The following is a 12012-nucleotide window of genomic DNA, read 5'->3' as shown; positions in this document are numbered from 1 at the left end:
AAATAGCAGGCCGTCTGAAACCTTGATTTCAGACGGCCTTGACAGTATCTCTACTCCACTTACTATTTACAGCTATAGGAAATTAAGTTATTGTTAGAATACCTTTTAACTGGTAGGAGATCGCCATGTTTTTGAAAAATTTGAAAAAGGCTGTTTCCAAACAAGTAAAAACTCCTAAAACAGCTCAGCGTATAGAGCAAGCTTTTAATGAGGCAGAAAAAAGTAATGCTGCTTTTGAAGCTAAAAAACAACGGATTATACAGGAAATGAGAAATGGCACACGACGAAGTAGTGGGAAACTCCCTATATGACTTTATTTATATTAATCATGAAGCCCTATCTTTATACAATGCTCAACTGGATAAAGATGGGCTTTTAACTCATCAAGTCATTACTAAATCTGTTAGTGATCAACAAAAAAACCAATTGGGAGCCAGTGCAAAAATTATTTCCGGAGGACTTGAAAATCAAAGCTCGGTATCAGAATCAATGCAAAGTAACTTTGATGCTAGCCGTGCAATGCCTCTAAATGTTATTCGGGAATTAAATCGGCTAGGATTGATTCAGAAAGATATAGAAAAAGCTAAGCTTGGTCAGATCGTTTTGTTTTCAGGAAGACTTCAAATTGTGGATTATGCTCTAATGGCTTCGCTTATTCGGCCTGCAATGCATATGCACATCCATGAAATGCCCTCAAAAACTCCTAACGATAAAATTAATAAAAAAAGCAAACAAGCTGAACTTGATGCTTTTGCTAACTTAATTGAACAAATGCCCAAATTAGTACAATTTCGATTATTTGATGATAACAATTCAGCTTGGGGAACAATTTCGGCAGGTAACCTAATGGTACATTCATTAGACTTTGTGATGAAACATTCGATCACAATTCCCGGCCAATGGCATATTTTAGCAGTTTTAGATGCAGTACCTGACAAAGACGATGAGGCAGAAATTGATAGTGCAGCTTTAAAATATATGACACAGATGGAAAGTGGCTATGTTGAAGCCTTTATGCATCTACGTGGCATGATGGGGCGACGCCTAAAAGAATATGGTGTGTCTCCACTAGCGATTTTTCGTAAAGTGGAATAAGTACGCAAATACAGGTCATCTTAAATTTCTTAGATGGCCTTTTTTCTACCCCAAAACTCTGTTTTCCCCATATAAACAACCTAAAAGTAGGTACTATCTTAGATTCTTTTAATAAAAACAAGTACGAAAAATAGCAAAAAGTTAGTAATGCTAACTTCCGTTTACTACAAAAACCACCTAAATCAAGATTTCCATCTATACCTTACCTAATCGCGATATTCAAACGTTGTGCCCAAAAATTGAGTCAGTGCAGAGACGTGGGAATGTCGGGGGTCTTTGACGGCGGTCAGCAGCAGGATATTGCCGTGTTGCCGCTCCAAATCCAGCAGCCGCTTAATGGCGGCTTGTGCAGTTTCATTGTGCAACTCTTCGTGATAACGGCTGACAAAACCGTCAAAATTTTGAGCCGGATTTTCATGATACCAGCGGCGCAGGTTTGCACTGGGCGTAATGTCTTTCAGCCAAAGCGCCGTAGCGAAAACTTCTTTATGGACGCCGCGCGGATAAAGGCGGTCGATAAAGACGGCGGTTTGTTTAGAATCGGGTTGATAGGCGTAAATGCGCTGTACGGTAAACATTTTTTCTCGTCTCCAATGGATTCAGGCCGTCTGAAAATTCAGACGGCCTGATGTTTTTTAGGGTTTAAAACAGTTTTTTGACTTCGGCTTCGATATCGTCGGCTCGCATAAAGGTTTCGCCGATCAGGAAAGTATGCACACCGTGGCCGCGCATGAAATCGACGTCTTCTTTGTTGCGGATGCCGCTTTCGGTAACAACGGTTTTGCCGTTTAATTCGGGCAAGAGGTCGAGGGTTTGTTGCAGGCTTACTTCAAACGTACGCAGGTTGCGGTTGTTGACGCCCCACAACGGCGTGGTCATGTTGCGGCATTTTTCCAGCTCGGACGCATCGTGCAATTCCAACAATACGGTCATGCCCAATTCGTGGGCAACGGCTTCAAAACGCTCAAGCTGCCCGGCTTCCAGTGCGGCGGCAATCAGGAGAATTGCATCCGCACCCCACGCGCGCGCCTGATAGATTTGGTATTCGTCGATGATGAAATCTTTACGCAAGACCGGCAGCGCCACGGCCGCACGCGCCTGTTTCAAATACTCGGGCGAGCCTTGGAAGTAAGGTTCGTCCGTCAACACGGACAAACAGGCCGCGCCGGCTTTTTCATAGGCGGCGGCGATTTCGGCAGGATGAAAATCAGGACGGATCAGGCCTTTGCTCGGGCTGGCTTTTTTGACTTCGGCAATAATGGCGGGCAGATTCTGCGCGTGTTTTTCACGGATCGAGCCGATAAAGCTGCGAACCGGCGCGGCTGCCTGCGCTTGGGCTTTGATGTCTTCCAAGGAAACGGCGGCTTTTTGGGCGGCCACTTCTTCTGCTTTGGTGGCAAGGATTTTGTTGAGAATATCGGTCATGGCGTTTTTCTACTGGGCTGATTTTCGGGTTTGAATCGTGCAACATGCCGTTGCCGATTAGGTTTCAGACGGCTTGAATGCCGTTATTTTAATGGTTTGAAAAAAGGCGGGCAAGAATGCCCACCTTTGTGCTTGCTTCAATTAGTGGTGTATGCCCAAAACGGTCGCGTTGTGGCTGATGATTTCGTCTGCCAAAGACGGATTGTCGTTCAGCTTGATACCGTAACCGGGCACCAATTCTTTCAGACGGCCTGACCATGATTCGGCATGATCGGGGAAGCATTGGTGGACAAGTCTGATCATCAGCGGAACTGCTGTCGATGCACCGGGAGACGCACCCAGCAATGCGGCCAGCGAGCCGTCGGCATGGGCGACGATTTCGGTACCGAATTGGAGTACGCCGCCTTTTTTCGGGTCTTTTTTGATGATTTGCACACGCTGACCGGCGGTAATCAGTTCCCAATCGTCAGGGTTGGCTTCGGGATAGTAGTCAAGCAGCGAGGCGAAGCGTTCTTCTTTGGTTTTGCGCAATTCGCCCAAGAGGTATTTGGTCAGCGGCATATTGTCCCAACCGGCGCGGAGCATAGGATAGAGGTTGTCCATGTGGATGGACATCGGCAAATCCATGAGCGAGCCTTGTTTGAGGAAGTTGGGGCGGAAGCCTGCATACGGGCCGAACATCAGATGGCGTTGGCCGTCCACGTTGCGGGTATCCAAGTGCGGAACGGACATTGGGGGCGCGCCGACGGAGGCTTGGCCGTACACTTTGGCGTTGTGTTGCGCGGCCGTTTCGGGATTGCTGTTGCGGAAGAAGAGGCCGGAAACCGGAAAGCCGCCGTAGCCTTTGCCTTCGGGGATACCGGATTTTTGCAGCAGGGTCAGTGCGCCGCCGCCTGCGCCGAGGAAGACGAAACGGGTGCGGAGTGTCAACGGGTCGTCATCGTCTTTGGTGCTGCTGGTTTTCAGCACCCATGCGCCGTCCGATTCGCGGTTGAGGTCGTCGACATGGCGGTTGAATTTGATTTTTACGCCTTTGTCGCTCAAGTATTTGACCATCTGGCGGGTCAGGCTGCCGAAATCGACGTCCGTACCTTCGGCGGAGTAGTTGGCGGCGATGGATTGGTTTTCATCACGGCCGTTGATGACCAGCGGCGCCCATTCGGTGATTTTGGCGCGGTCGGTAGAAAACTCCATTTTTTCAAAGAGTTTTTGGTTTTTGAACACGTCGAAACGTTTTTGCAGATAATCGCAATGATCGGCGTTCATCACCAGCGACATATGGGGGACGGAATTGATGAAAGAGCGGTCGGCCAGTTTGCCTTCTTCGACCAAACTCGCCCAAAACTGGCGGCTGATGTGGAATTGTTCGGCAATATTGAGGGCGCGGGTCGGATCGATCGTACCGTCGGCAGTCAGGGGGGCATAGTTCAATTCGCACAGGGCAGAGTGTCCCGTACCGGCGTTGTTCCATGCATTTGATGATTCCAACGCCACATCTTCCAAGCGTTCAATCAGGGTAATTTCCCAAGATGGTTCGAGCTCCTTGAGCAATACGCCCAAAGTGGCGCTCATAATGCCGCCGCCTACTAATACGACATCGGTTGCTTCAGCCATGGTTTTACTCCTACTAAAGTCAGGCATGGTTTGCCTTGTGGTTATCTATCATTATAAACAACTGATTTCAGAGGAATTGTTTTGTTTTTGTAGTGTGTGAAACTTTTTTGCCTGCTGAGTTTCCGAGCGTAAAGGGCGGGAGGCAGTTTCGGTTTGGGTTCCAGATTTCAGGTCTTTATAATATGTTATTGAGAATTTAGTAGATTTTACGGAGAAATGCAAAGATTTTCTGTTCGGTTCATATAAAAATAAGAGATTAGGCCGTCTGAAAACGTTTTCCTACCCTTTATCTGCCAAGGTTTGCCAAGAAAAAAGAATTTTTCATTTCTTTTTTAATTGACCGTTTTTGTCAGCAATTTCAGCGCTAACAAACGTGAATCAACCGCCAATCTGCTATCATTTCGACTTATCCCACAACAAGGCAAACCGCCATGTATCTGACACAAGAAAAACCCTACCGCCCCCTATTGGTGGCACTGATGTTCCTCACCCTGCCGCTGGCGATGATATTGCACAATATCGTGCAAATCGCCTTTTCAGACGGCCAAGGCCTGCTGATAACGGTCAAAGACGGCGCATGGGCATGGCAAAGCGGCTGGCAGGATTCCGTCGCATGGTTTGTCTGCGGCATGTTTGCCTTCCTCAACCTGCCGATTGCCGGCGGACTGACCAAGCTGGCGTATAAAAAAATGATGCGCCGGCATTCGCGTTACGCCCTATTCCTTGCCGGTGTCGCAGCGTGTGCCTCGGCGGCGACAGGCTTGATTTTTGAATCCATCTTAGGCAATGCCGCATTGGCCGGTATGCGCGGGCAAGGCGTGTTCTACTACACCCTCTCCGTATGGATCATCGCCATGCTGACCCTGCCCAAACAGCTCACGCGTGCGCCGGAGCAGCCCATCGTCTTTCACAAAATGAAACGTTGATTCAACAGGCGCAAACATTTTCAGACGGCATGCTTTCCGTTACCATTACATCCAACGCGTTTTAACCAATAAGGAATAACAAATGAATCAGGCGCAACAGCTCCGCGACGGCATACAGGCACTGGGTTTGGACATCGACGAAGCCAAACAGGCCAAACTGCTAGACTATGCCGCCCTGCTGCAAAAGTGGAATAAAACCTACAACCTGACCGCCCTGCGCGATCCCGCCCAAACCGTCAGCCACCATCTGCTCGACAGCCTGACCCTCTTGCCCTATATCGAACACGCGCAAACCATGCTCGACGTCGGCTCCGGCGGCGGACAGCCCGGCATACCCACCGCCATCTGCCGCCCCGACCTCGACATCACCCTCCTCGATGCCAACACCAAAAAAACCGCCTTTTTACAACAAGCCGTCATCGAACTCGGCCTTAAAAACGTCCGCGTCATCAGCGGCCGCGTAGAAGCCGCCGCCGACTGCCGCGCCGACGTCATCACCAGCCGCGCCTTTGCCGAACTCGCCGACTTCGTCAACTGGACCGAGCACCTCCTCAAAGACGGCGGCTACTGGGCGGCCATGAAAGGCGTATACCCACAAGAAGAAATCGACAAACTGCCCGAAAGCGTCGCCGTCGAAAAAGTCGAAGCATTGCACGTCCCCCAACTCAATGCCGAACGCCATATCGTCATCATCCGCAAAAAGGCCGTCTGAAAACAACCCAAGCATACCGAATAACGGTACAATCCAGCCATCCACACTTAACACGACAGCAAAGCACATGAGCGCACAAATCCTCGCCGTCGCCAACCAAAAAGGCGGAGTCGGCAAAACCACCACCACCGTCAACCTAGCCGCCTCCCTGGCCTCCAAAGGCCGCCGCGTCCTCGTCGTCGACCTCGACCCCCAAGGCAACGCCACCACAGGCAGCGGCATCAACAAAGCCACCATCGAAAACGGCGTTTACCAAGTCGTCCTTGGCGAAACCGACATCCCCAACGCCGTCGTCCGCAGCAAAGAAGGCGGCTACGACGTATTGGGTGCCAACCGCACACTGGCCGGCGCAGAAGTCGAACTCGTCCAAGAAATCGCACGCGAAATCCGCCTCAAAAACGCCCTGCAGCTCGTTGCCGACGACTACGACTACGTCCTCATCGACTGCCCCCCGTCCCTGACCCTGCTCACCCTCAACGGCCTGGTCGCCGCCAACGGCGTCATCGTCCCCATGCTTTGCGAATACTACGCCCTCGAAGGCATTTCCGACTTAGTGGCCACCGTCCGCAAAATCCGCCAAGCCATCAACCCCGACCTCGACGTAACCGGCATCGTCCGCACCATGTACGACAGCCGCAGCCGCCTCGTCGTCGAAGTCAGCGAACAGCTCAAACAACACTTCGGCAACCTACTCTTCGATACCGTCATCCCCCGCAACATCCGCCTCGCCGAAGCCCCCAGCCACGGCCTCCCCGCCCTCGCCTACGACGCCCACGCCAAAGGCACCCAGGCTTATCTCGATTTGGCCGACGAACTGATTGCACGGTTGGAAAAATAAACAGAAATATGAATATAAAAAGGCCGTCTGAAAGTGGAGAAATACTTTCAGACGGCCTTTGGTTTGATTGGAAAGAATATTTCTTAAAGACCGCGTGCGTGCGTACCGCACACACCCTACGTATAAATTTCAAACTCTTTATGATTCATAGGTAGGGTGCGTGCCCAAAGGCACGCACGCGGTTTGATGTAGGCTACAGCTTGCTGGTTCAGGCGACGTTTGGGGAGAGGGTAGAGGGAAGATTTGTTTGGCAAAGAGGCAAAAGGTCGTCTGAAAATGGGTTTCAGACAACCTTTAGGAAAAGAGATAGCCAGTTAGCAATCCAACAGATAACAATCTTGTCAAATGAGATTTTAACAACTTAAATTGTGTTTTTTAGGAATTTCTGTAAAATAACAGTTTGAGGTATAAATAGATTTGTTGTCCTGCTTCGGGATAATTTAAAACAATGTGCCAAGGGTAACGCGTCTCGTGCAGTCTGCACTCGTCGCTAATTACCCTTATCTTTCTTGACTGCATGAGAGTATTTATGCCTCTTCTTAACGATCCAATAACCATTTGAAACTTATAAAGTCATGTCTAACTACTTGAAAAAATTAAAATCATGTAAAACAGGCATCGATTTAGTCAATATTTTTTCTAATGAACTAGGAGTTCCTACCAAACTCTTTTGGGATACCATATATTCTCTTAATCATTTCTCACAATATACATCATTTATTATCCCCAAAGCATCAGGCGGAGAAAGAACTATCCTTATTCCTCCTCAACCGTTAAAAGACTTACAGAAAAAGTTTGCAACTATTTTAAATTTTTGCATACAAGAGATACAACAAGAAAATCCAAGCTACTTAGTCTGTAATCATGCTTTTGAAACAAAAAAATCTATTATAACAAATGCACAAATTCACAGAAATAAAAAATATATATTAAACATTGATTTATCTAATTTTTTTGGAAGTATTCACTATGGAAGAATTAGTAACTTTTTTAAAGCAGACAAATATTTTAAATTAAACGATAAAGTTGCAAAAACTATCGCTCAATTAGCATGTTTTCGCGATAAAAATAATAAAACTTTTTTGCCGCAAGGTTCACCGTTATCACCAATAATAGCTTCTCTCATTGGTAACTTGTTGGATGCAAGGCTAGTAAAAATTTCCAAAGAATACAAATTAACTTATAGTAGATATGCTGATGATTTAACATTTTCATCCAACAAACCAATTCATGAAGATTTAGTAAGGTGGAACAGTGAGAATTCTATATGGGAAGCTGGTGATAGATTAAGAAGAGTAATAGAGGATTCAGGGTTTAAGATAAACGACAAGAAAACCAGATTATTTTCTGCTAAACAACGTCAAACTGTTACAGGTATTATTGTTAATAAAACTCTTAACATATCTGAATATTACCAGAAGTACAATAGAGCAATGTTGTACAGTTTATTCACTAGTGGGAAATTTTCAATTGGTGATAAAGAAGGAACAATAAATCAGCTAATTGGGCGACTTAATTATGTCGCGTCAGTTAAATATCTAAAACAACACCATGATATGTCTATTCAAGAATGGGAAGAAGAAAGAAGGAAATTTGCTTATTTGTGCGCTTTTAATAACAAAGAAAACTCAAATCGCAGCATTAGACTATTAAGACAAGCAATTTTCTATAAATATTTTATTGGAAATGAGAAGCCAATAATTTTTCCAGAGGGAATAACAGACTCAATATACTTTAAATTAGCAAATAAAATCCTTAATCCAAATGAATATAAAGAAAACTATATTATTCAGTCAATAAACTCAGAACTTACAAAAATAAGCTTAGGTGGTGGAACTGCTTTAATTAATAGTTTTCTTTCACACGCATATAATGATTATTTTATAAACTTAAAAAATCTGAAAATTAAAAGCAAACATCCTGTTATATTTGTTCTTGATTATGACCAAGGGTTAGATGTTAAAGATAAAAATGGGAAATCAAAAAACAATATTCCTGAGACTCACAACATGAAAGATGGGCAACAATGGGTTCATGTTAGAGAAAATATTTATTTAGTTCTATTAAGACCATTAACCTTAGAAAATAAAAAACCAACATTCAGGAATATATCAGAGATGACTTGTATTGAAAATTTATTATCTCATATTTCTGTTGGAAAAATTAAAGTAGATGATGAAAATCATGAAAATATAAAATTTAGGAATAAAGTATATCCCAAAACCGTTTTCGCAAAATACGTTACGAAACACTCTACTCATTTTAATTTTTCAGAGTTCAAGAAAATATTTGAAATACTAGATGAAATCAAACAACATTTTTATCAAAATAGTGCTTCTGTTTAGAACCGAAAGGTCATCTGAAACTTTCAGACGACCTTTCTTTTTACCCTTTATCCAAACTCCCCCACTCCTTCAACAACCGCTTCACCGACACCGGATACGGTGTCTTCAATTCCTGTGCAAACAGTGACACCCTCAATTCTTCAATCATCCATTTAAACGCAGCGAGGTCGTCTGAAACGGGTTGTCCTTGTTTTATCAAGCTATCCGTTTTTTCCTGCCACATTTGTTCCAACTCCTGTATATCGGCTTCGCGGGCGGCGTCTCGTGATGGGTTGCCGCTGTATTTTTCGAGGCGCAGGGTCATGGCTTTGAGGTAGATGGGGAGGCGCGGCCATTGTGCCCACGGGGTTCGGGTGGCGAAACCGGCGGCGAGCAGGGTTTGCAGGCGTAGTCTTAGAAGGTGGGTCAATGGGTGTTTGCCGAGTTTGCCGTTCAGTTCGGCGTAGGCGGCGGCGGTTTCCTGCAAGTAGCGGCTGAGGGCTTCTTTGACGGCGGGCAGGCGGCTGCGGGCGCGTTTGATTTGTTCTTTGAAGGCTTTTTCGTTGCGTGGCAGCTCGTCTTCGCCGATAAAGGCGCGGTCGCAGACGGTCTGGGTGAGGTCGTCGCGCAGGGTGTCGGCGTTGATGTGTTTGAGCAGCATGGCGGCTTGGGTGAAGCCTTGGATGCCTTTGTTTAAATCTTTTACCTGCTCTTTTAATTGCAGCTTCATCAATTCGATCACGCCTTGACGGTGTGCCTGTTCGGCGGCTTCTATGGTGTCGAACAGGCGCAGGGCGATGCGGCCGTCTTTTTCTTTTTGCAGGCCGAGGTAGCCGGTGAGCTGTTGTTTGCCGCGTGCGAACTTGATGGATTCGGGCAGGGTGCCGATGTCCCATGCGGTAACGTTGTCGCGCTCGAATTCTTGGGTGTTGTCGCGGAAGGTAACGGCGGCGGCTTGGCCGAGCTGTTGTTGCAATTCGTGCAGTTTGCGACCGCCGGCAAGCTCTTGTCCGCCGTCGTCGATAATGCGCAGATTCAGATAGCAATGTTCGGGCAATTCTTGCGCCGCCCATGCGTCTTGGTCGATTTGCTCGAGAATCCGCATATCGCCTGCGCTTTTGGCGATAAAGTGCGCCAACTGGGGAATGATGGCCGCTTGACGGTCGGGATTGCTTTCGAGGAATTTGGTGATGAAATCGGGTACGGGCACGCAAATGCGGCGGATTTGCTTCGGCAGGGCTTTAATCAGCAGCTGGATTTTTTCGCGCAACATACCAGGCACCAGCCATTCGAGCGACGGCGCGTGCAGGCGGTTGAGGACGGTCAGCGGCACGGTCATGGTCACGCCGTCGAGCGGATGGTGCGGCTCGAAGCGGTAGGAAAGTTTGAACTTGCCGTCTGCGGTTTGCCAGAATTTGGGGAACTGCTCTTCGGTAATGTGCGCGGCGGCGTGTTGCATCAGATCGTCGCGGCTGAGGAACAGCAGGCGCGGATTGTCGCGCTCGGCGGTTTTGAGCCAGGCTTCAAAGGTGCGGATATCGGCAAGGGGCAATGGTTTCAGACGGCCTTTTTGAGATGCTGGCTGCTTTTTGGGTTTGGGGTCGTCTGAAACATTTTGTCGGGTATGTGAACTCGGTTCGCGCTCGCGGTTGTCCGCATCTTTGGAATCCGCGTGCGCGGCTTGCGCCACACGCCCTGCGTTTCGCTGGTTTGCTTGTCCGTTTTGTCCGGTTACATTATCCGACTGGGTTTGTTCGCCCTCTTCGCTTCCCCAAACGCCGCCTTTCGCGTCTTTCCACACCAGCTCGGGCAGCCGTTCGTTATAAAACGCAAACAGGGCTTCGTCATCGACCAATACGTCTTGCTTGCGCGATTTGTGTTCGAGTTCGGTAATTTCTTTAATCAGCTTTTTATTGTGAACAAAAAAGGCCGTCTGAAGATTGCTTTCCTGTGCCACCAATGCGCCGCGGATAAAGATTTCGCGCGCTTCTTCGGGCGCAACTTTGCCGTAAGACACGGGGCGGCGCGGCAATACGGTCAGGCCGTAAAGCGTCACGCGTTCGCTGGCGACGACTTCGCCGCGTTTTTGTTCCCAGTGTGGCTCGAAATAGTGGTAGCGGACGAGGTGCGGCGCTTCCTGCTCTATCCATTCGGGCTGGATAACGGCGACGTCGCGCGCGTAAAGGCGCGTGGTTTCAACCAATTCTGCCGCCATCACCCATTTGGGTTTGGCTTTAAACAGGGCTGAGGCGGGGAAAAGGTGGAAGCGGCTGCCGCGCGCGCCGGTGTAGTCGTTGCCGTCGGGCGATTTCATACCGACGTTGGCGATAAGGCCGGTCAGCAGGGCGCGGTGGATTTGTTCGTAACCGGCTTCTTTGGCGGCGCGGATTTGGGCGCGGTGTTGTTTCTTGTCCAGTTGTTTTTGTTTGAGTTTGGCCGCCAAATCTTGGTCGCCTTGACTTTCAGACGGCCTTAATTGTTCTTGGGAAGGAGGTTGTCTAAACGCGGCTTCTTTGGTGGTCAAACCCATTTCAATCGCGGTTTGGGCAAGCTGGTGGTGCAGCTCGCGCCATTCGCGCATCCGCAGGTGCGACAGGAAATATTGGCGGCACCACTGCACCAGCTGCTTGTTGGACAAACCTTTATCACGCTCGCGCTGGAAACTGTCCCAAATGTTCAGATAGGCAAGGAAATCGGATTGCTTGTCGGTAAAGCGCTCGTGTGCCTTGGCGGCGGCATCGCGCGCTTCCAAAGGCCGCTCGCGTGGGTCTTGAATCGACAGCGCGGACGCGATCACCAATATTTCTGCCATGCAGTCGTGTTTCTTCGCCGCCAACAAAATACGCGCGATTTTCGGGTCGATGGGCAGACGCGCCATTTGTTCGCCGAGCTTGGTCAGGCGGTAGCGCGTATTGGCACCGATATGGCCCGAACTGTTTTGCAGGCCGTCTGAAACATTGGCTGGGTTGGATCGGGCATCCGTGCCTGATCTGCGTGCTTGGTTTTTCATATTTTGCATAGTCTTGTCGGTCGGGCATCTATCCCCGACATCATCTAAATTTATCTTTATTGGTTTTC

10 protein-coding genes are annotated in these 12012 nt (G+C 48.2%); 6 read left to right on the top strand and 4 right to left on the bottom strand.

Translation table 11 applies throughout. The features are described from left to right. Positions 1–125: 125 nt before the first annotated feature. Both RRV97_RS10430 and RRV97_RS10425 read left to right on the top strand, forming a co-directional pair. Complete coding sequence (locus RRV97_RS10430; protein WP_315611473.1) at positions 126–311, top strand: hypothetical protein; 186 nt, start codon at positions 126–128, stop codon at positions 309–311. Next, the gene (locus RRV97_RS10425; protein ID WP_315611472.1) at positions 274–1095 is read left to right on the top strand and encodes a hypothetical protein; all 822 of its coding nucleotides are present in this window, start codon (positions 274–276) and stop codon (positions 1093–1095) included. Before RRV97_RS10430 ends, RRV97_RS10425 begins: the two co-directional genes overlap by 38 nt. Before the next feature lie 206 nt (positions 1096–1301). Here the strand turns inward: RRV97_RS10425 and RRV97_RS10420 are convergent, their stop codons facing one another. From RRV97_RS10420 to RRV97_RS10410, 3 genes are all read right to left on the bottom strand, one after another. Next, positions 1302–1673, bottom strand: coding sequence for a DUF488 domain-containing protein (locus tag RRV97_RS10420; RefSeq protein ID WP_315611471.1), 372 nt, complete (start codon positions 1671–1673; stop codon positions 1302–1304). A gap of 64 nt (positions 1674–1737) precedes the next feature. After that, positions 1738–2520, bottom strand: a complete 783-nt coding sequence (gene trpC / locus RRV97_RS10415; protein WP_315611470.1) for an indole-3-glycerol phosphate synthase TrpC — start codon at positions 2518–2520, stop codon at positions 1738–1740. Between the two features lie 141 nt (positions 2521–2661). Next, positions 2662–4134, bottom strand: coding sequence for a malate:quinone oxidoreductase (locus tag RRV97_RS10410; protein ID WP_315611469.1), 1473 nt, complete (start codon positions 4132–4134; stop codon positions 2662–2664). Between the two features lie 431 nt (positions 4135–4565). Between RRV97_RS10410 and RRV97_RS10405 the strand changes: the two genes are divergently transcribed. The 4 genes from RRV97_RS10405 to RRV97_RS10390 all read left to right on the top strand — a co-directional run bounded on the left by RRV97_RS10405 (position 4566) and on the right by RRV97_RS10390 (position 8955). Beyond that, complete coding sequence (locus RRV97_RS10405; RefSeq protein ID WP_315611468.1) at positions 4566–5060, top strand: hypothetical protein; 495 nt, start codon at positions 4566–4568, stop codon at positions 5058–5060. An 82-nt stretch (positions 5061–5142) separates the two neighbouring features. Then, positions 5143–5772, top strand: a complete 630-nt coding sequence (rsmG, locus tag RRV97_RS10400; RefSeq protein ID WP_036493627.1) for a 16S rRNA (guanine(527)-N(7))-methyltransferase RsmG — start codon at positions 5143–5145, stop codon at positions 5770–5772. A gap of 67 nt (positions 5773–5839) precedes the next feature. After that, positions 5840–6610, top strand: a complete 771-nt coding sequence (locus RRV97_RS10395; protein ID WP_049336841.1) for a ParA family protein — start codon at positions 5840–5842, stop codon at positions 6608–6610. A 575-nt stretch (positions 6611–7185) separates the two neighbouring features. After that, on the top strand, positions 7186–8955 hold the full coding sequence (locus RRV97_RS10390; RefSeq protein ID WP_315611467.1) for a retron Ec67 family RNA-directed DNA polymerase/endonuclease: 1770 nt from the start codon (positions 7186–7188) through the stop codon (positions 8953–8955). A gap of 40 nt (positions 8956–8995) precedes the next feature. Here RRV97_RS10390 and RRV97_RS10385 read toward each other — a convergent pair whose 3' ends face one another. Then, positions 8996–11953 carry a DUF3418 domain-containing protein gene (locus RRV97_RS10385; protein WP_315611466.1) on the bottom strand — a complete coding sequence of 986 codons (2958 nt, stop codon included), beginning with the start codon at positions 11951–11953 and terminating at the stop codon, positions 8996–8998. Positions 11954–12012 lie beyond the last annotated feature (59 nt).

Source organism: Neisseria sp. DTU_2021_1001991_1_SI_NGA_ILE_055, assembly GCF_032342915.1.
In the GTDB taxonomy this organism is placed as follows: domain Bacteria; phylum Pseudomonadota; class Gammaproteobacteria; order Burkholderiales; family Neisseriaceae; genus Neisseria.
This window is presented reverse-complemented; position numbering and strand designations above follow the sequence as displayed.

Coding starts and splice junctions, on each gene's coding strand:
- RRV97_RS10405 (WP_315611468.1), top strand. CDS start 4,566: ATGTATCTGACACAAGAAAAACCCTACCGCCCCCTATTGGTGGCACTG.
- RRV97_RS10395 (WP_049336841.1), top strand. CDS start 5,840: ATGAGCGCACAAATCCTCGCCGTCGCCAACCAAAAAGGCGGAGTCGGC.
- RRV97_RS10390 (WP_315611467.1), top strand. CDS start 7,186: ATGTCTAACTACTTGAAAAAATTAAAATCATGTAAAACAGGCATCGAT.
- trpC (WP_315611470.1), bottom strand. CDS start 2,520: ATGACCGATATTCTCAACAAAATCCTTGCCACCAAAGCAGAAGAAGTG.
- RRV97_RS10410 (WP_315611469.1), bottom strand. CDS start 4,134: ATGGCTGAAGCAACCGATGTCGTATTAGTAGGCGGCGGCATTATGAGC.
- RRV97_RS10420 (WP_315611471.1), bottom strand. CDS start 1,673: ATGTTTACCGTACAGCGCATTTACGCCTATCAACCCGATTCTAAACAA.
- RRV97_RS10430 (WP_315611473.1), top strand. CDS start 126: ATGTTTTTGAAAAATTTGAAAAAGGCTGTTTCCAAACAAGTAAAAACT.
- RRV97_RS10385 (WP_315611466.1), bottom strand. CDS start 11,953: ATGCAAAATATGAAAAACCAAGCACGCAGATCAGGCACGGATGCCCGA.
- rsmG (WP_036493627.1), top strand. CDS start 5,143: ATGAATCAGGCGCAACAGCTCCGCGACGGCATACAGGCACTGGGTTTG.
- RRV97_RS10425 (WP_315611472.1), top strand. CDS start 274: ATGGCACACGACGAAGTAGTGGGAAACTCCCTATATGACTTTATTTAT.